This is a genomic window from Micromonospora psammae (assembly GCF_036902725.1).
Taxonomy (GTDB): Bacteria; Actinomycetota; Actinomycetes; order Mycobacteriales; family Micromonosporaceae; genus Micromonospora.
The window spans coordinates 1-19,063 of the sequence record NZ_JBAKHM010000024.1 but is presented as its reverse complement, the minus strand read 5'-3'; the positions used below and the strand labels follow the sequence as shown (position 1 = coordinate 19,063).

Here is a 19,063-nt window from a genome sequence, read left to right as displayed (position 1 = left end):
GTCAGCTCCCGGTGCCGATGGAGGAGGCCTTGGCCTGCATCTCCCTGGTGGCGGTGGCGGGATCGGAGACGCCGCGGACCACGCGTTCGATGCCGTCGTCGATCACGTCGGCGACCTGTTCCCAGGTGGCGATCGCCGGTGCCGACTTCGCGTCCTTGAGCTGCTCACCGAACGCCTTCAGCAACGGGTCGTCGGCCAGCTTGCCGGACTGCCAGGACTCCTGCACCGACGGGAGGCTGCCGACCAGGTCGTACAGCTTCTGCTGGGCTGCCGGGGTGGTGAGGAACTGCACGAACTTCCAGGCCGCGTCGCGGTTCTTGGAATCCTTGAAGACCACCAGGTCGGAGCCGCCGATGAAGGACGTGCCAGCCTTCTCGCGCGGCATCTGCGCGACGTCCCACTTGCCCTCGATCGCCGCGCCACCCTGCTCCCGGAGGATGCCCATGTGCCACGGGCCGGAGACGAAGGCGCCGATCTCACCCTTGACGAAGCCGGTTTCCATGGCGCCGGGCGCCAGCTGCGTCGGCGAGAGTCCCTGCTTGAAGAAGGAGGCGTAGTACTCCAGCGCCTTCTGCATCTCCGGGGTGTCGAGGGTGAACTTGCCGTCCTGCATGATGTCGGCGCCGGCCTGCCAGGCGAAGGGCATGAAGGACTGCCACGAGCCCGTCCCACCCGGCTGCAGGTAGGCGCCCCACTTGGCGCCGCCCCTGGCTTTCATCCCGCTGGCGAACTCGGTGAAGCTCTGCCAGTTGGTCGGCTTTTGCACGCCCGCCTTCGCGGCGAGGTCCTTGCGATGGAAGATCAGCCGCGTCTCGACGTACCACGGGACACCGTAGGAGGTTCCGTCGACGACGGTGGTGTTCCACGCGCCCTCGAAGAACTTGCTCTTGTCGAAGAGCCCGGTGGGGGTGGGGTCGATCGCCCCCGTCTTGGCGAACTCGCCCATCCAGGTCGTGCCCATCATGCTGACGTCCGGTGTCTGCCGACCCGCGATGGCGGTCGCGATCTTGTCGTGCGCCGCGTCGAACGGGAACGACGTGACGTTGACCTTGGCCTCCGGGTTCTCCTTGGAGAAATCGGCGGCCAGCTCGGTCAGCTTCTCCCCCTCGGCGCCCATGGCCCAGACCGTGATCTCGCCCTTGGCCTTTCCGGCCGCGATCTCCTTGCCGGCGGGTTGCCCGCCGGAGCCAGAGCCGCCCTCGTCCCGGCCGCAGCCGGTCACGCCCAGCGCCAGGGCGACCACCAGAGCTGCCGCATACCTCACGTGCCTCATAGCCCCTCCTTCTACGTGTGGTCGCCACCGCGCGCCCGGCTTGCGCCGCTGAGGCGTGGTCGGGTGGCGATGACGGTCCGGTGAAATTTGTGCCTGTCGAGCAGCCGCAGCTGCCTCGGACGACGAGATCGGTCGGGAGCACCAAGCCGGTCTCCAGCTGATCGCCGCCACCGGCCGTGACCTGCAGCGACAGCCAGCTCGCGCACCGGTTGCCGTACGGTCATCAGCGGTCCGGTGACCAGCGCGGCGCCGTTGGACAGCCGGGGCACGGTCGCGACCGACACCCCGACCAGGCGGGAGATCTCCCGAGACGTCAGCCGACTGTTGCCCATGCCACCACCGACCCGATCGCTGTAACCGGTTACACCAGACCATAGGTAGGGGTGTAGAGGTTCACAACCCCTCGAAGGGGAAGAGCGGTCCTCAATGTCCCACCCCAGCGGCACCTGGCCGGGTTCCTCGACCTGGCCTACCGCCTCGGACTGCGAGTCCTCGCCCGGCCCGCACCGATCGCCATGGCCCAGCGGTGCCACGCACCTCGCTCACTGGCACTCCGGAAACCTGCCCCTGATGGACCAGCGCGTACGCGAGAAAGTCACGGCACCGCGGGCGCAACCGCCGCAGAAACCGGTTACAGTGCTCGGAACTGACCACATGACACACCCTGGAGGTGCCCCGGTGACGAGCACCAGCGACCACCAGCCAGCAGACGCCCGATCCGACTGGGAGGCTCGCATCGCGCTGCGCAGCGATGAGGAGGGCACGACAAGCGGGATCCCCCAGCTCGCCCCACCCGGTGACCTGACGGCCACCGCCGGGGTCGGCCACGTCCGACTGTCCTGGTCGCCGGTTCCCGGCGCCGTCGGCTACCTGGTGCACCGCGCGCCGCTGCGCGACGGAGTACCCACCGGTGAACCCACGCCGATCGACCACCTCGGCGGCGACGTCCTCTCGGTGCCCGACACCTGGTACGTCGACACCACCGGCGAGCCCGGCAAGCCGTACGCCTACGCGGTGGCCGCCGTCCCCGAGGTCACCGTGACCGGACCGCTCAGCGCCCCGATCCACGCCGCCGCGCTGCCGGCCGACGGCAACGCCCCGACCGTCGCCCTGCGGGTCGACGCCGACGACGAGGGCGTGCCACTTCCCCGACCGTGGCAACCGATGATCGGCAGCGAGCGGCTGTCCCAGCTGCTCTGCACCGACACCTCCGGCGGCCGGGAGATCGGCCGCGAACTGCTCGCCGCGCTGCGCCGCATCCGACAGGAAATCGGCGTGGAGACGGTCCGCGCGCACTCGATCCTCCACGACGACCTGGCCGTCTACCGCGAGGTGAACGGCGCGCCGGTGATCGACTTCACCGGCGTCGACCGGGTCTACGACCTGCTCCTCTCCATCGATCTACGGCCGGTCGTCGAGATCGGCTTCATGCCCCGCGACCTGGCCAGCGACCCCGACCGGACGGTCTTCGAGTACCGCGGCGTCATCTCCCCGCCCAAGGACTGGGACCGCTGGGCCGAGCTGGTCCGGGCACTCGTCGCGCACCTGCTGGAGCGGTACGGCGAGACGGTGCTGAGCTGGGACTTCGAGGTGTGGAACGAGGCAAACCTGGAGGTGTTCTGGTCCGGCACCCGGGACGAGTGGATGCGGCTCTACGACGTCACCGCCAAGGCGGTCAAGGACGTCGACCCGCGGATCCCCGTCGGTGGGCCGTCGTCGGCCGCCGCCGGCTGGGTGGACGCGTTGCTGGAGCACGCCAACCGCTCGGGCGCACCGGTCGACTTCGTCTCCACCCACACCTACGGCAGCCCGCCGCTGGACCTGCGCCCGACCCTGCACCGGCTGGGCTTTCCCGACGCGCGGATCCTGTGGACCGAGTGGGGCGTCACGCCCACCCACTTCCACCCGGTCAACGACGGCACATCGGCGGCGACCTTCCTGCTCAGCGGCATGCGCTCGGCCGCCGGCCGGGTCGAGGCACTCTCCTACTGGGTGGCCAGCGACCACTTCGAGGAGTTGGGCCGCCCGCCCCGACTGCTGCACGGCGGCTTCGGCCTCATCACCGTCGGCGGCATCGCCAAGCCCCGCTACCACGCCCTGCGGATGCTCGCCCAGCTGGGCGAGACCGAGCTGAGCGTCCAGGCTTCCGGAGACGGCGCGGACGGGCTGGTGCAGAGCTGGGCCAGCAGGCGCGCCGACGGCGGCCTCGCCATCCTGGTCTGGAACTCCACCCTGGATCAGTCCAAGCGCGACGGTGACCCGGCGCTGGCCCGTCAGATCCGGCTGGCCGTCGAGGGTGCCGCCGGCCGGACGGTGATGGTGACCCGCCTCGACCGCGAGCACGGCGACGTCACCACGCTGGCCGAGCAGCTCGGCGTGGCCGACTGGCCCACCGGGGAGCAGTGGGACGCGTTGCGCGCCGCCGACTCGCTGCCGGTCGAGAAGGTCGACACCCGGGCTCGGGGCGGGGCAGCGGTGGTGGAGCTGCACCTGCCCCAGCCGGGGGCGGTGCTGATCGAGGTCGCCGGGAGCTGAGCGTGACCTCCCCCTCCGAGGCGACCGCGGACGACGTGTCGCACGGACCGCGGGCCCGGGCCGGGCGCGGTCAGGTGAGCGTCGACTGGGACCGGGTGCCCGGCGCCGTGGGCTACCTGGTGCACCGCGCCGACGGCGACGGCCCGTACCAGGTGGTCGACCATCGTGGCGGTGACCTGTTGGCGGTGCCCGGCCCGCCGTACGCGGACACCACCGCCGAGCCCGGACGGACCGTGCGGTACGCGGTGCGCCCGGTGCTCGACGCGGACCGGCCCGGCGATGCCCCCCTCGGGCCGCCGTCCGCGCCGGTCGCCGCCCTGACCGACGGCGACGGCCTGGTAGAGGTGACCGTCGACGCCGATTGCCCGCTCGGGCCGGTGCACCGCCCGTGGCGGGACATGATCGGTTCGGAACATCTGAGCCTGCTGCTCAGCGCCGACCGGGTCGGCGGCGAGGAGATGGGCGCGGGGCTCGCCGCCGCGCTCGGGCGGGCGCACCGCGAGCTGGGAGTCGAGCGGGTCCGGGCGCACGGCATCCTCGGCGACGACCTCGGCGTCTACCGCGAGGTCGACGGCCGGCCGGTGCACGACTTCACCGGCATCGACGCGGTGCTGGACGCGCTGGCACCGACCGGGCTGCGGCCGGTGCTGGAGCTGTCGTTCACGCCCCGGGCGCTGGCCCGTGACCCGTCACGGGTGGTCACCGCCGCGGGCGTGTCCAGCCCACCGCGAGACTGGGACCGGTGGGCGGCGCTGGTCGGTGACCTGATCCGGCACCTGCGCGCCCGCGTCGGCGACGCCGAGCTGCGCCACTGGGCGGTCGAGGTGTGGAACGAACCCGACCTGGACTGCTTCTGGACCGGCAGCCGGGAGGACTACCTGCGGATGTACGACGTCACCGCCCGCGCCGTACGGGAGGCCTGTCCCGGCCTGCCGATCGGGGGGCCGGCGACCGCCGCGACGAAGTGGGTCGAGCCGTTCCTCGATCACATCGACGCCTCCGGCGCCCCGCTGGACTTCCTCTCCACCCACGTATACGGGAGCCCGCCGCTGGACCTGCGCCCAGCGCTGGCCCGGCACGGCCGGGCCGGCACGCCGCTGCGCTGGACCGAGTGGGGCCCCTCCCCCACCCACTTCGCACCGGTCAACGATTCGGTGTTCTCGGCGGCCTTCGTGGCCACCGGGATGCAGGAGGCGGCCGGCCGGGTGGCGGCACTCGCCTGCTGGGTGGCCAGCGACCACTTCGAGGAGCTGGGCCGACCGCCCGCGCTGCTGCACGGCGGGTTCGGGCTGCTGTCGGTGGGCGGCCTGGCCAAGCCCCGGTTCTGGGCGCTGTGGATGCTGGAGCAGCTCGCCCCGCTGCAGCTCGCCGCCCGGCTCACCGGTGACGGCGCGGGCGCGCTGGTGCGGGCGTGGCCGTCGCTCGATCCGGACACCGGCCGGATCGCCATCGTGCTCTGGAACGGCACCCTGGACCAGGGTGTGCTCGACCGGCCCGACCAGCGCGACCGGCTGGAGCGGTCGGTGCGGCTGCGCATCGACGGGCTGCCGCACGGCGCGTACGAGGTGCGGCATCGGCGGCTCGACGAGCAGACGTCCAACCTCTCCGCCACCGCCCGGCGGCTCGGCGTCGGCCGGTGGCCGACCGACGAGCAGTGGGCCGCGCTGCGGGCCGCCGACCGGCTCGCCGACGCGACCCCACCGGTGACCCTCACGCCGGATCGCGGCACCGTCGGGCTGCCGGTGACCCTGCCCATGCCGTCGATCTCCTTGCTGGAGCTGACCCCGCGATGACCGGCACCGGGCCGTGGTGGCGCGAGGCCGTCACCTACGAGGTCTACCTGCGCTCGTTCGCCGACGCCGACGGCGACGGCCTCGGCGACCTGGCCGGCGCGCGGTCCCGACTGCCCTACCTGGCCGGCCTCGGCGTCGACGCGGTCTGGCTGACCCCGTTCTATCCGAGCCCGGACCACGACGGCGGCTACGACGTGTCCGACCACCGCGCCGTCGACCCCCGCATGGGTACGCTCGCCGAGCTGGACGGGCTGATCGCCGACGCCCACCGGCTCGGCCTGCGGGTGGTGGTCGACCTGGTCCTCAACCACGTCTCCAGCGCCCATCCGTGGTTCACCGCGGCCCGCGTGGCCGGGCCCGGCTCACCGGAGCGGGACCGGTTCCACGTCCGGCCCGGCCGGGGCGTCGCCGGGGAGCTACCGCCGAACGGCTGGCGGTCCATCTTCGGTGGGCCGGCGTGGGCGCCGTTCGGTGACGGCGACTGGTACCTGCACCTGTTCGACGCCGAGCAACCCGACCTGCGGCACGAGCATCCCGAGGTGGCCGCGGACGCGGCGGCCACGCTGCGGTTCTGGCTGGACCGCGGCGTCGACGGGGTGCGCTTCGACGCCGCGGGCTCGCTGGTGAAGGACCCGGCCTACCCGGAGCTGCCCGTCGGCTGGCGGGCCGGTGACCCGTCGCCGTACAGCGACCGCGACGAGGTGCACGAGATCTACCGCCGGTGGGCTCGGCAGCTCGCCGCCTATCCGGGTGACCGGCTCGGCGTGGCCGAGACCTGGGGAGGGCCGGAGGTCATCGGGCCGTACCTGCGCCCGGACGAGTTGGGACAGGCCTTCGCGATGGACCCGCTCTACTGGCCGCTACGGCCGGAGGACTGGCAGGCGGGGGTGGACGCGCTGCTTGCGGCCACCACCCGGCACGGCCGACTGCCGGCCTGGGTGCACGGCAGTCACGACGTGAGCCGGGCGGCGCAGCGGTGGGGCCGCGACGGCGCCCGGGCCATGCTGCTGTTGCTGCTCGCGCTGCCCGGCGCGGTATACCTTTACGCCGGCGACGAGCTGGGCCTGCCCGAGGTGGCGCTGGCCGACGACGAGATCCGCGATCCGGTGTTCCGCCGCTCCGGCGGCACGGAGCGGGGCCGCGACGGAGCCCGGGTGCCGCTGCCGTGGACCGACGGGCCCGCGCCGTACGGCTTCGGGCCGGTCGGGTCGACCCCGTGGCTGCCGCAGCCGGCCGGCTGGGGTGGCTTCTCGGTGGCCCGGCAGGCCGACGATCCCACGTCGGCGCTGGTGCTGACCCGGGCGGCGCTGCGGTTGCGCGCAACGTGCTGGCGGGGCCGGCCGGCAGAGGTGACCTGGCTGGACGCGCCGCCGGGGTGTCTGGCGTTCCGTCGGGGCGCCGACGGTCCCACCTGCCTGGTCAACCTCGGTGACACCGCGATCGACCGGCGACCGTACGGTGGTTCGGTGCTGCTCGCCAGCGCACCGGTGGACGGCCCGACGCTGCCCGCCCGGTCGGCCGCCTGGCTGGACTGACCCTCCCGGAAAAGCGCCCGCGCCACGGCGCGGCTTGAGCCGCCTCAGCCGGACGTCGGGTCCGCCGCGACAGCTGCGGCGGGCCCGACGTCGCCGCGTCCTGTGGCGTCGCTACGAGCGGGCGGCCTTGGGGAAGGGGTTGGGGATCGAGTCGAGCAGCAGCCGGGTGTAGTCGTCCCGGGCCGCCCCGATCACCTCCCGGGTCGGTCCACGCTCCACGAGCACGCCTTGGTGGAGCACCAGCACCTCGTCGGCGAGCAGCCGGGCGCTGAGCAGGTCGTGGGTGATGTAGAGCATCGCGAGGCGCCGGTTGCGGACCAGCTCGCCGAGCAGCTCCAGGATCTCGGCGCGGATCGAGACGTCCAGCATGGAGATCGGCTCGTCGGCGATCAGCACCCGCGGGTCGGGGGCCAGGGCTCGGGCGGTCACCACCCGCTGGCGCTGGCCGCCGGAGAGCTGGTGCGGCAGCTTGTCGAGGAACTGTCCGGCCGGGGCGAGTCCGACGCTTTCCAGCAGTTGCGCCGAGCGTTCCCGGATCGCGGCGCCGCGCAGCCCGGCGAAGTTGACCAGCGGGCGGGACAGGGCGTACGCCACCGTCCGGGTCGGGTTGAGGGCGCTGAACGGGTCCTGGAAGACCATCTGCACGTGCCGGCGGTAGTCGACCAACGCCCGTCCGCGCAGCCGGTCCACCCGGACCTCCGCGCCCGGATCCCCGCTGAAGCGCACCTCGCCGGTGCTGGGGCGTTCGATGCCGGTGATCAGGCGGGCGATCGTCGATTTGCCGCTGCCGCTCTGCCCGACCAGGGCGGTGACCCGGCCGGGGTGCAGGGTGAGCGACACGTCGCGAACGGCCTCGACGGTGCTGGTGCGCAGCCCGCGCCGGCTGGTGTAGCGCTTGGTGACCCGGTCGACGGAGAGGACGGCCTCGGCCGCCGCGCCGGGGGTGTCGGTCGGGTCGGTGAGGGCGCCGGTGGCCGGGAAGTGGCTGCCGATCGTGGCGGCGGCGTCCGCCGCGCCGAGCTGCACCACCGGCAACCGGTTCTCCTGCGCCACCAGACAGCGGACCAGCCCGTCGTGGTCGGGCAGCAACTCGGGGTGGACCTGACGGCAGGCGTCCTCGGCGTGCGGGCAGCGTGGGGTGAACAGGCAGCCGCCCTGCGGCCGGGACAGGTCCGGTGGCCGGCCTGGGATGTAGGTGACCTGCACGTCGGGCAGGCGCGGGTCGGCGTACGAGCCGAGCAGGCCCCGGGTGTAGGGATGCCGCGGCTCGTGCAGCATGTCGGCCGCCGGGCGGTTCTCGACGATTTCGCCGCCGTACATCACCATCACCCGGTCGGCCATCTCCAGCACCGTGCCCAGGTCGTGGCTGATGAAGAGCACGGCGAAGCCCAGCTCGCGGCGCAGTTCGGCCAGTCGGGTGAGGATGCTGCGCTGCACGACCACGTCGAGCCCGGTGGTCGGCTCGTCGAGCAGCACCAGCTTGGGGCGCAGCGCGAGCGCCAGGGCCAGCGCCACCCGTTGCTTCATGCCGCCGGAGAGTTCGTGCGGGTACGCCTTGAGCACCCGGGGATCCAGCGAGACCAGGTCGAGCAGCTCGGTGGCCCGCGCCGTGACATCACCGGGGATCTTGTGCGCGGCGAAGGTGTCGGCGAACTGCGCCTGCACCCGGATCACCGGATTCAGCGAGTTCATGCTGCTCTGGAAGACCGTCGACAGATTGGTCCAGCGCAGCTCCCGCAACTGGTCCTCGCTGGCGGTGGTCAGATCGACGCCGTCGAAGGTGACCCGGCCGCCGCTGATCCTGGCCGGTGGGGAGAGCAGTCGCAGGACGGCATTGCCCAGCGTCGACTTGCCGCAGCCGGACTCCCCCAGCAACCCGACGAACTCGCCCTCGTCGATGTCGAACGAGACGTTGTGCACGGCGCGGTTGGCCGGCTGGTCGCGCGGCGTGTAGGTGACGGAGAGGTTCTCCACCTGGAGCAGGGCCATGTCAATCCTCCCGGAGGTGGGGGTTGCTCAGCGCGTCGATGCCGAAGTTGATCAGCGTGAACGAGGTGATCAGCAGCGACAGCGCCAGGCCGGGGGCGATCAGCCAGGCCCACTGGCCGGTGAGCAGGGCGCCGCCGAGGCTGGCCTGGTTGAGCATGGTGCCCCAGCTGACCGTCTGCGGATCGCCGAGCCCCAGGAAGGCCAGGCCCGCCTCGCCGCCGATCGCGCCGAGCGCCGCACCCATGAAGCCGACCACGATCAGCGAGGTCATGTTGGGCACGATCTCGCGGGCGATGATCCGGGCGGTGCCGTCGCCGGCGAACCTGGCGGCGGTGATGTAGTCGCGGGTGCGCAGTGTGATGATCTGCGATCGCTTGATCCGGGCACCGTACGCCCAGCCGGTCACACTGATCACGAAGATGATCAGCCAGAGGCCACGGACCGGCGCGTACGCGGCCAGCGTCACCATCAGCGGCAGCGCCGGCACCACCAGGCCGAGGTTGATCAGGAAGGAGAGCACCTCGTCGACCCAGCCCTGCAGGTAACCGGCGGTCAGCCCGATGACCAGCCCGATCAGGGTGGAGAGCAGCCCGGCGGCGAGCCCGACGATCAGCGAGGTGCGGGCGCCGACGACGAGTTGGCTGAAGACGTCCTCGCCCTGGGCGGTGGTGCCGAGCCAGTGACCGCCGGTGGGGCCGAGCGAGGTGGGGAAGGCGTCGTCGCGCGGGTCGTACGGCGCGATCAGCGGGGCGAAGAGCGCGACCACGATGAAGGCGCCGAGCATCAGCAGGCCGATGCGGCATTTTCGGTTGCGCCACAGGATGACGAACCAGCCGGGCAGCCGGCTGCGTCGGGCCAGCTCGGTGGCGGCGGCCTGGAGGCCCTCGGAGTCCCTGCCCGGGGCCGGTACGGCGGGAGCGGGTGTGCTCATGACAGCTCCCTGGTCCGCTCGGTCATGCCGTCTCCGCCTTTCGCACCCGGGGGTCGAGGAACCCGTACAGCAGGTCGGCGAGGAAGTTGGCCACCAGCACGCCGACGGTGGTGAACAGGAAGATCGCCTGCATCAACGGATAGTCCCGGCTGGACACCGATTCCAGCAGCAGCCGGCCCATGCCCGGATAGTTGAAGACCGTCTCGACCAGGACGGTGCCGCCCAGGACACTGCCCAGTGCAATGGCGAAGCCGGTGACGTTGGGCAGGATCGCGATCCGGGCGCCGTAGGTGAGGGCGATGCGCCGCCGGGGCAGGCCGCGGGCGACGGCGAGGCGGGCGTGGTCTTCGCCGAGGCTCTGCACCATGTTGTTGCGCATGCCGATGATCCAGCCGATCGGGCCGGTGATCAGCAGCGCGACGGCGGGCAGGACGCTGTGTTGGAAGGCGTCGGAGATGAAGATCCAGCTCCAGCCGGGACTGCTGCCGCCGCCGTAGCCACCACGCTCGGGAAACCAGCGCAGAGTGATCGCGAAGACGTAGATGAGCAGCAGGGCGAGCCAGAAGAACGGCAGCGTGCCGAGGAACGTCGAGCCGAGGGTGATGACCGAGTCGACCCGGCTGTTGCGGCGGTACGCGGCCCAGGTGCCCAGCAGCGTGCCGACGATGAAGGAGATGATCTGGGTGACCCCGACCAGGATCACCGTCCACGGCAGCGCCTCACCGATCATGTGGGTGACGCTGTAGGGGAAGTAGGTGTACGAGACCCCGAAATCGCCCTGGACCACCGCGCCGAGGTACTGCAGATACTGGTCGAAGAGGTTGCCGTCGGGGGCGCCGAGCATGATCCGGATGGCCTGCAGCTGGGCCGGGTCGACGCTCTCGCTCTGCCCGGCCAGCCGGGAGACGATGGCCTCGGCCGGGTCGCCGGGCTGCAACCGGGGAATCAGGAAGTTCAGCGTGACGGCGGCCCACAGGGTGCCGAGGAAGAAGGCGAAGCGTCGGGCGAAGTAGGCCACCGGGGCCCTCCCTTCCGGGGGACGGGCCGGCCGGCGTGCGGGGGTGCGCGCCGGCCGGCCATCGGCTTACTTGGCGTTGGTCCCGGTCGGCCGCAGGTTGGTGATGATGATCAGGTTGTCGCTGGGCGCGGCGTAGGGGTTCTCCTCGCTGGGCCAGCCGGTGGCCTTCGCGGTGCGGTACTGGAACCACTTGGCGCCGTACCAGAGCGGGATCATCGGCACCTGCTCGGTCATGACCTTGGTCAGGTCGGCGACGGCGGTCTTCTGGGCCGCCTCGTCGGTGGCGGTGCGCAGGGTGTCGATCAGCTGGTCGGTGCGAGGGTCGTTCCAGCGGACGAAGTTGCTGACGGCCTTCTTGCCAATCGGCGCCGACTGGTCGCTGGCCAGCGGCTCCTGGAAGTTGCGGAACATGTTGCAGCTTCCACCGTGCACGCCGAGCAGCATGTCGTAGTTGCCGATCGCCCGGTCGTTCTCGTACGCCTCGGGGGTGGGCGTCTCGGCCCGGACGGTGAACCCGAGCGAGGTCAGGTTCGCCACGATGATGCGCTGCGCCTGTACCCAGTCGGTCCAGGCGCCGGGAACCCGGAAGCTGAAGGCGATGGGCTTGCCGTCCTTGCCGACGCGCTTGCCGTCGCCGTTTCTGGGGTAGCCGGCGGCGGTCAGGTCGGCGTCGGCCCTGGCCGCGTCGTAGCCGGCCACGCCCTGGTTGGGGAGGTCCTTGGGCAGCCACCCGGCCTGCCCCGGGACCACCAGGCCGGTCTGGCTCGCCGGCTTGACGTAGCCGAGCTGTGCCTTGTCGACGATCTCCTGTCGGTTGAACGCGGGCACCAGGGCCTTGCGGAAGGCGGTGTCGTTGAACGGCGCCTTGGTCAGGTTCATGTAGACGCTGATCGAGCCGCCGGAGGGGAACCAGTACTTGTTGTGCGCCGGATCCCGGTCGACGTACGCCTTCTTGATGTCCGGCACGAACATCGCGTTGGTGTCGTACTCGCCGCGGCTGAGTTTGAGCTGGTCGATCTGCCCACCGCCGTCGGCCTTGTGGAACCGCAGCTCGTCGACCTTGACCTTGTCGGCCTGCCAGTAGTCGGCGTTGCGGCCGAGCGTGAGCTGCTGCGGGTTGAAGGCCTTGACGGTGAAGGGCCCGGTGCCCACAGGCTTCTCGGCGTTGGGGAAGGTCACTGGGTCGGCCACGGCGGACCAGACGTGCTTGGGCACGATCTTGATCTCGCCGAACAGGGTGAACGCCGCCGCGCCGGGCTGGGTGAACCGCATCGTGACGGTCTGCGGGTCGGTCGCCTCGACCGCGCTCAGATACCGCCAGATCCCCTTGGTGTCGAGCGCCTTGTGCTGCTTGAGCATGTCGTAGGTGAAGACGACGTCGTCGGCCGAGAACGGCTTGCCGTCGTTCCACTTCACGCCCTGGCGCAGCTTCCAGACCAGCGTCTGCGGGTTGGTCCACGTCCATTCCGTGGCCAGCCAGGGCTTGGCCTGGCAGCCGTAGTTGTCGTAGGCGATCAACTGCTCGAAGACGTACTCGGTGGCGCCGAGCCGGCTGGCGTCCAGGTACGGGTTGTAGTTGGCCTGCGGGTTGCTGCCGCCGCCGAAGTCGCCGTAGTCGAGATATGCGATCCGGCCGTCGGTGCCGGGGCCGGACTTCTGTTCCGTGCCGGTGCAGCCGCTCGCCGCCAGGGCGACTGCCGCGGCGACTGCGGCGATCCGGGCTAGTCTTGATCGTTTCACTTGCCGGTACCTCCAGTGGGGGATTCCGCCGGGCAGCCGCAGCTGCGGCGTACGACGAACTCGGTGGGGAGGACGATGCTCTCGGGTGCCGCCGCGTGGGGGTCGTCGGCGGCGCTGAGGATCCGCCGGGCGGCCTCGGCGGCCAGGTCCCGGATCGGTTGCCGCACGGTGGTCAGCGACGGCGAGACGAGCGCGGCCATGGGCGCGTCGTCGAAGCCGGTGATGACGAGGTCTTCGGGTACGCGCAGCCCCCGGCCGAGGGCCCCGACGAGGACGCCGAGGGCGATCTCGTCGTTGGCGCAGACCACCGCCTGCGGGGCGGTGCCGCCCACGAGCAGCCGCTCGGCGGCGAGTACGCCGTCCGGCTGCTGCATGGCGACCCGGACCGGCTCGGTGGGCGGGGTCAGGTCCAGCTCCCGGTAGGCCTGCCGGAAGCCGGCCCACCGCTCGCTGACGTCGGGCGAGCCGTCCGGGTTGCCGACGAAGGCCAGGTGGCGCAGGTCGTGGTCGACCAGCAGGTGTCGGGTCAGCCGGGTCATGGCCGGGGCGTTGTCGACACTGACCGAGGTGACCGTGTCCGGGCCCCTGCCGGCCAGGACGACGACCGGCACCATCGTGGCGAGCCGGAGCAGTGCCGGTTCGGAGATGGTGCCGCCGATGACGGCGATGCCGTCGACCCGCCGGGCCATCTCCAGCACCTGGTCGTCGGAGTCCTCGCGCAGATGCGTGCAGAGAATGTGCACGCTGGCCCGGGCCGGGACGGCCTCGGACTCGAAGCCCTGGATCAGTTCGGTGAAGTACGGGCCGGACAGGCCGGGGAAGACCAGACCGAGCGCGCCGTGCCGGCGCGCGGCGAGCGCTCGGCCGAGGTGGTCAGGCCGGTAGCCATGCTCCTCGATGGCCTCCAGGACACGGCGGCGCATCTCCTCTGACACCTGGCCGGTGCCGTTGGAGACCCGGGACACCGTGGCGACCGAGACTCCGGCGAGCCGGGCGATCTGTCGAACCGTGACCCGACTATTGCCCATGACTTCCTCGATCCGTAACGTGCGTGACAGAAACCGGTTTCAGGGCACCATAGGCAGGCGTCCCACCGGATCACAAGAGGGACCGCCTGAAGATCCGCCGAGAGGAAGAGTCACCCCGCATGTCGCGAGTTCTTCTCCACGACCGCAGGATCGTCGTCGACGGTCGTCCCCGACTGCTGCTCGCCGGGGAGGTGCACTATTTCCGGCTGCCCCGGGCGCAGTGGGCGGACCGCCTCGACCGGCTGCGGGAATGCGGCGGTGACACCGTGGCGACCTACGTGCCCTGGCTCTGGCACGAGTTGCCGGACGGCAGCGTGGACCTGATCGGTCGTACCCACGAGCAGCGCGATCTCGCCGGCTTCCTGGACCTCGCCCACGAACGGGGGCTGCACGCGCTGGTCCGGCCCGGCCCGTTCATCATGGCCGAGGTCAAGAACGAGGGCATCCCCTACCGGTTGTACGACGAACACCCCCACCTGCTGCCGACCACCTGGGACGGCCGGCCCGTCGAGACCCGAACCATCGACTACCTGGCTCCGGAGTTCCTGGCCGCAACCGAGGCCTGGTACGCCGAGGTGATGCCGGTCATCGCCGAACGGCTCGCCGACCGCGGCGGGCCGGTGATCGGCGTCCAGCTGGACAACGAGATCGGGATGCTGTCCTGGGTGACCAACTCCCCCGACCTCACCGACGTCGTCTGCGAAGACCTGCGGCGCTGGGCCGTCGACCGGTACGGCAAGGACGTCGCGGCCGAGCGCATCGGCGCCGACCCGGGTGACCCCGACGCCTGGGCGTCAGCGCTGCGCACCCCCGCCGAGGCGCGGTCGCTGACGGTCCACGACGATCTGGGCCGCTACATGCGCGACCGGTACCGGCGGTACGTGGTCACGCTGCGGGAGTCCGCCGAACGGCACGGGGTGACCGGCGTGCCGTTCCTGATCAACGTGCACGGCACCGGGAGCGGGCGGGGCCGGACCTTCCCCATCGGCATCAGCCAGCTCTTCGAGGCGTACCGGGGTCAGCCGCAGCTCACCTCCGGCTCGGACTACTACCTCGGCGACCTCACCGTCACGAACGTCGCCGACCTGTACGTCGGCAACGCCTTCCTGGCCGCCGTGCACGACGCCCACCAGCCGCCGACGTCGCTGGAATTCGAGGCGGGCAACGGCGACTACGGCCAGGACCTGGCGACGCTCTACCCGCCGGAGGCGATCGAGCTCAAGGCTCGGCTCTGCGTGGCGCAGGGCAACCGGCTGATCAATCTCTACCTCTTCGCAGGCGGATACAACCCGCCACTGGCCGCGCCGGTAGGCGACGGCAACGACCGGATCGCGTTCACCGGGGAGCGGCACGGGTTCGCCGCGCCCGTCGACCCCGAGGGGCGGCTCAACCCGACCTACGCCGCGGCCCGACGCGCACTGCACGCCATACGTGGCGTCGCCGATTTGCTCGCCGACTCCGACGAGGAGAACGACGGCCTGACGCTCGGTTTCGTACCCGACCACTACCTGACCGAGTACCACCACCCTGCCTCGGCGTCGCGGGCCGCGCAGGTCGCCGACCTGGAACGATTCCGCGGCATGGGTCCGCGCGACGTGCTCGCCCGGGCGCTGCTGCTCGCCGGCTACTCCTTCCCGGCCGTCGACCTTCAGTCGCCGCTGCCGGCGCACACACCGCCGCTGATCGCGCTGGCCAGCGCCGCCACGCTCGGACGGGAGGTGCAGCAGCGGCTGGTCGAGCACCTGCGCGGCGGCGGTCGGCTGCTGCTGCACGGCGTGCTGCCCGAGCGGGACCACGATGGCACCCGGTGCACGCTGCTCGCCGACGCGCTCGGGCTGACCGTCACCGGCCGCGTCGATGACGGACCGCAGTCCTTCCCGTCGGTGGTCGGGCAGGGCTGGGCGGCGGGCCGGGCCGAGGTCCGGGTCGGCTACGCGCAACGGTTGGCCGGCGCCGCCGCCGAGCCCGTGCTCGTCGAGGTCGGCTCCGGCGAGCCGTGCGCGGTGGAGGTCGCCGTCGGCACCGGGCGAGCGCTGGTGATCGCCGCCGACGTCCCCTGCGACCTGGACTTCTGGCGCGCGGCGGTGGCGCGGCTCGGGGTGCGCCCCCGGCTCGCCGCGAACGCCGACGGGCCCGGTCTCGTGCTCACCTCCACGGTGGACGCGGCTGGGCAGCGGCTGCTGCACCTGGTCAACGTGGCACCGTCCGCGGTGACCCTCACGCTCGACTGGCAGGGCGTCCCGGTGCTGGCCGGCCGGCGGCTGCGGATGCCCGCCCGTACCGGGCTGATCCTGCCGTACGGGATCCGGGTCGGCGCCGCCACGCTGGTGGAGACGACCTGCGAACTGGTCTCCCGCGAGGGAGACACGGTGCTGCTGCGCCCTACCCAGGGCGACGACGAGGTGGTCTTGGCTACCGACCGGCCGATCACCGCGAGCCGCGGCAGCGTGCACGTCGGGCAAGGGCGGGTGACCGTGCGGCTTCCCGGCGGGCCCGACGACGACCCGGTACGGATCAGCGTGGCCTGAGTGGTGGCCCGGGGACGGGTCTGTCAAACGATCGGTGCAACTGGGGTTGTTGAGGAGTCAGCCTGGCCAGAACCTGATCAAGCTCGCCTACCCTGCCGGCCTCATCACCGGCCGCCGAGCGGACGGCAGCCGTACCGGCGCCTCTGTGCTTGACTGCCGGGCATGGAGCTGAACATCGATGTCGAGGGCATGCGGCTCCCGGCCACGCTGGACCTACCAGCCGGACCCGTCCGCGGTGCCGTGGTCGTTCTGCACGGTGCGGAGGCTGGCCATCGGTCGTACTTCTGCTACACCCACCTGGCCCACCTACTGCCCGACATGGGCATCGCGGTGCTGCGCTTCGACCGCCGGCCGCGCGTGAACAACCACGATGTCCCCTTGATTCGACAGGCCGACGACGCGGCCGCGGCCGTCGAACTCCTGCGCCGGCACGTCGGCGACGCCCCTATCGGGCTATGGGGATGGAGCCAGGGGGCCTGGGCGGCCCCGCTGACCGCCGCCCGAAACCCCGGCCTGGTCGCCTTCCTGATCCTCGTCTCCTCCAGCGGCGTCAGCCCCGCCGCACAGATGCGCTACGGGACCGCCGAGCAGCTTCGCCGGCACGGATTCGCAGATACCGACATCGCCGAGCTGGACCGCCTTCGCGCCACGGTCGAGGACTACCTACGTGGGCACATCGACCGGACAGCCGCCCAGCAAGCCGTCGACCACGCCGCCGAGCATGCGTGGTTTCCGCTCGCCTGGCTGCCCCGCCAGCTGCCCGCCCAGCCCGGCACCTGGGCCGACATGGACTTCGACCCGGAGCCGGTGTTCGCGCAAACCTCCTGCCCCGTGCTGCTGTTCTATGGCGCCACCGACGCCTGGGTACCTGTCGAGGCCAGCATCGCCGCCTGGCGGCGCGCCACGGCCGAGACCCCGACCCGGCTGAGCGTCTGCCGGCTCGACGGATGCGACCACCTGCCCACCTTCGACGAGGGCGAAGACGTTGCCAGCATCAGCGGGCAGTACAGTGCCACCCTGCTCAACTGGCTCGACGCCCAACCTGCCCCCTACGCGACCGGCTGACAGTCAGCTTGGGAATTGCCGATGATCGGCTGCCCAGGACGCCGGCCGCCTGGTCGTGGGCTGGCCTGCCCTAATGGCACGCTAATGGCACGCGGCGCTGCGTTCGTCGGCGGTCGGGCGTAGGCGTTCCCACTGCGGGTCGTAGCAAACCAGCCCGTGGTCTGCCGCCATGCGAGCCGCCTCGGCCGACACCTCCTCGCACTTGCTGTACCGCATGGTGAAGTAGACGAAAGGCCCCGACGCTTCGTCCGTCAGAGGACCAGCGGACCACGGACTGACGTCGGGCTCGTCGTAAGGCATGTCGACCCACCGCTCCAGCAACGCCAGGACGTAGGCACAGATGCGCGGGGTCGGTGGCAGTTCCTCACCCTCCATGTACGCGGCGTAGAGCTGGTCGTAGACCACACCCGCAGCACCGTCGTCGGCCGGCAGATCGCCTTCCCAGACCGCCAAGTCGTAACTCATGCCGCGAGTCTGTCTGCCATGCCCAACAGCCCGTGCGGCGGTAGACAACTGCGGGCTGAGGTCGGCTGACCTGTGCATTATGAGATCAAATTGCCCGCTTCGTCGACCTGGACGCTTACGGTTCTAGCAGCGGAAACACTTCTCGGCACCTCACACCGCTCCCCCGCCTACCGTCGACCTCTTGCGGACTAGATGCGGACTACAAGGCCCGGGGGGGCGGCAGTCGGTGTGTGGAGCGGTCCCTGCGGTTGGAGGGCGCCGGCGTGTACACCGCCTGGCGAGGTCAGGACTGACGGAGGCGTCGCTTGCGCCGTCGCCGCCGGGCTCGACTACGGCCGGTCTCGGAAGTCTCGCGAGGACGGCGCACCACGGGCTTCGCCCTCAGCGGTCGTCCGGCGAGCATGCAGGCCGCGGCGGTCATGGTGAAGACCACGAGCCAGATGGGCACCGCGACCGAACCATCGACGTCGTCCGGCAGGCGGGGATCGACCAGGCCCTCCGGGTCCCGGATCACCGTGACCCGCGCGCCGACCTCGCCTTCGGGATTGTGGTTCGCGCCGATCTCCGCGCCGGCCACGCGCCCAGCTCGCCGGGAATGCGTGTCCCCTCCGCATCCGCCAGTGCGTAGAAGAGGTGGCGCCCATTCTCGGTACCGTCGCGTACCTGCGTCACGGTGGCCTCGACCCGCTCGCCGCGCGCTTCGAGGACGGCGGTGTAAAGGCCCATCGCGCTGGCGAACATGAGCAGCCCGGACAGGAGCCATGCCAGACACAGCAGGCCCATCCGGGGAGGTTGTGCGGGGGCGGTCACGAGCACCGCCGCCATCAAGGCGAGGCACCACACGATCGTGCCCGGCACGGCCGCCACGTCGGCCCGGATCCACGTGGTCGCGCCCAGTGCGCCGCCGAGTCCCGACACGACGGTCAACACGGCCAGATACACCGAGCTGATTCACCAGCCGGAAATTGCGAATCAACACGAGCCGGAGTGTAGAGCGCCAGTACAACGCTGCACGGCGCGCGGGATTCGCTTCGCCGGCTGCTGGGTGGTGCAGTTAACTGAGGTTAGCGGTGAGTTATGAGATCAAGATGGGCAACCCGGCAAGCTGCCCGGATGGCCTTCTAGCAGCGGAGATATTTCTCGGCACCTCTCACCACTCCCCC

Annotated in this window: 13 protein-coding genes; 5 read left to right on the top strand and 8 right to left on the bottom strand. The window is 71.3% G+C overall.

All coding sequences use genetic code 11. The annotated features are described in order from the left end of the window. Nucleotide 1: 1 nt before the first annotated feature. On the bottom strand, nt 2–1,273 hold the full coding sequence (locus V6U79_RS23970; RefSeq protein WP_334520356.1) for a sugar ABC transporter substrate-binding protein: 1,272 nt from the start codon (nt 1,271–1,273) through the stop codon (nt 2–4). Between the two features lie 678 nt (nt 1,274–1,951). Between V6U79_RS23970 and V6U79_RS23965 the strand changes: the two genes are divergently transcribed. Genes V6U79_RS23965 through V6U79_RS23955 form a run of 3 tightly spaced genes read left to right on the top strand, consistent with a single transcriptional unit; the run spans nt 1,952 to nt 7,136 of the window. Continuing rightward, nucleotides 1,952–3,808, top strand: a complete 1,857-nt coding sequence (locus V6U79_RS23965) for a GH39 family glycosyl hydrolase (RefSeq protein ID WP_334615900.1) — start codon at nt 1,952–1,954, stop codon at nt 3,806–3,808. A 2-nt stretch (nt 3,809–3,810) separates the two neighbouring features. Then, the gene (locus tag V6U79_RS23960; RefSeq protein ID WP_334615899.1) at nt 3,811–5,601 is read left to right on the top strand and encodes a GH39 family glycosyl hydrolase; all 1,791 of its coding nucleotides are present in this window, start codon (nt 3,811–3,813) and stop codon (nt 5,599–5,601) included. After that, the gene (locus V6U79_RS23955) at nt 5,598–7,136 is read left to right on the top strand and encodes an alpha-amylase family glycosyl hydrolase (RefSeq protein ID WP_334615898.1); all 1,539 of its coding nucleotides are present in this window, start codon (nt 5,598–5,600) and stop codon (nt 7,134–7,136) included. Before V6U79_RS23960 ends, V6U79_RS23955 begins: the two co-directional genes overlap by 4 nt. Nucleotides 7,137–7,247: 111 nt before the next feature. Here V6U79_RS23955 and V6U79_RS23950 read toward each other — a convergent pair whose 3' ends face one another. The 5 genes from V6U79_RS23950 to V6U79_RS23930 form a co-directional block, all read right to left on the bottom strand. Continuing rightward, nucleotides 7,248–9,125, bottom strand: a complete 1,878-nt coding sequence (locus V6U79_RS23950; RefSeq protein ID WP_334615897.1) for an ABC transporter ATP-binding protein — start codon at nt 9,123–9,125, stop codon at nt 7,248–7,250. A 1-nt stretch (nt 9,126) separates the two neighbouring features. Then, on the bottom strand, nt 9,127–10,056 hold the full coding sequence (locus tag V6U79_RS23945) for an ABC transporter permease (RefSeq protein ID WP_334615896.1): 930 nt from the start codon (nt 10,054–10,056) through the stop codon (nt 9,127–9,129). Nucleotides 10,057–10,078: 22 nt separating this feature from the next. Continuing rightward, complete coding sequence (locus V6U79_RS23940) at nt 10,079–11,074, bottom strand: ABC transporter permease (RefSeq protein WP_334615895.1); 996 nt, start codon at nt 11,072–11,074, stop codon at nt 10,079–10,081. A gap of 66 nt (nt 11,075–11,140) precedes the next feature. Then, nucleotides 11,141–12,814, bottom strand: coding sequence for an ABC transporter substrate-binding protein (locus V6U79_RS23935; protein ID WP_334520378.1), 1,674 nt, complete (start codon nt 12,812–12,814; stop codon nt 11,141–11,143). Continuing rightward, a complete protein-coding gene (locus V6U79_RS23930; protein ID WP_334520381.1) occupies nt 12,811–13,842 on the bottom strand; it encodes a LacI family DNA-binding transcriptional regulator in 1,032 nt (343 codons plus the stop codon). Before V6U79_RS23930 ends, V6U79_RS23935 begins: the two co-directional genes overlap by 4 nt. Before the next feature lie 119 nt (nt 13,843–13,961). Here V6U79_RS23930 and V6U79_RS23925 point away from each other — a divergent pair, with 119 nt between their 5' ends. After that, nucleotides 13,962–16,370 (top strand): beta-galactosidase, encoded by a 2,409-nt coding sequence (locus V6U79_RS23925; protein ID WP_334615893.1) that lies wholly within the window; start codon nt 13,962–13,964, stop codon nt 16,368–16,370. A 162-nt stretch (nt 16,371–16,532) separates the two neighbouring features. Beyond that, complete coding sequence (locus V6U79_RS23920; protein ID WP_334615891.1) at nt 16,533–17,435, top strand: alpha/beta hydrolase; 903 nt, start codon at nt 16,533–16,535, stop codon at nt 17,433–17,435. Nucleotides 17,436–17,516: 81 nt separating this feature from the next. On the opposite strand, the gene V6U79_RS23915 is transcribed toward V6U79_RS23920, so the two are convergent. Next, nucleotides 17,517–17,900 (bottom strand): hypothetical protein, encoded by a 384-nt coding sequence (locus V6U79_RS23915; protein ID WP_334615890.1) that lies wholly within the window; start codon nt 17,898–17,900, stop codon nt 17,517–17,519. A gap of 510 nt (nt 17,901–18,410) precedes the next feature. Further along, nucleotides 18,411–18,842, bottom strand: a complete 432-nt coding sequence (locus V6U79_RS23910; RefSeq protein WP_334615889.1) for a hypothetical protein — start codon at nt 18,840–18,842, stop codon at nt 18,411–18,413. Nucleotides 18,843–19,063 lie beyond the last annotated feature (221 nt).

Coding starts and splice junctions, on each gene's coding strand:
- V6U79_RS23970 (WP_334520356.1), bottom strand. CDS start 1,273: ATGAGGCACGTGAGGTATGCGGCAGCTCTGGTGGTCGCCCTGGCGCTG.
- V6U79_RS23955 (WP_334615898.1), top strand. CDS start 5,598: ATGACCGGCACCGGGCCGTGGTGGCGCGAGGCCGTCACCTACGAGGTC.
- V6U79_RS23950 (WP_334615897.1), bottom strand. CDS start 9,125: ATGGCCCTGCTCCAGGTGGAGAACCTCTCCGTCACCTACACGCCGCGC.
- V6U79_RS23945 (WP_334615896.1), bottom strand. CDS start 10,056: ATGAGCACACCCGCTCCCGCCGTACCGGCCCCGGGCAGGGACTCCGAG.
- V6U79_RS23930 (WP_334520381.1), bottom strand. CDS start 13,842: ATGGGCAATAGTCGGGTCACGGTTCGACAGATCGCCCGGCTCGCCGGA.
- V6U79_RS23925 (WP_334615893.1), top strand. CDS start 13,962: ATGTCGCGAGTTCTTCTCCACGACCGCAGGATCGTCGTCGACGGTCGT.
- V6U79_RS23920 (WP_334615891.1), top strand. CDS start 16,533: ATGGAGCTGAACATCGATGTCGAGGGCATGCGGCTCCCGGCCACGCTG.
- V6U79_RS23915 (WP_334615890.1), bottom strand. CDS start 17,900: ATGAGTTACGACTTGGCGGTCTGGGAAGGCGATCTGCCGGCCGACGAC.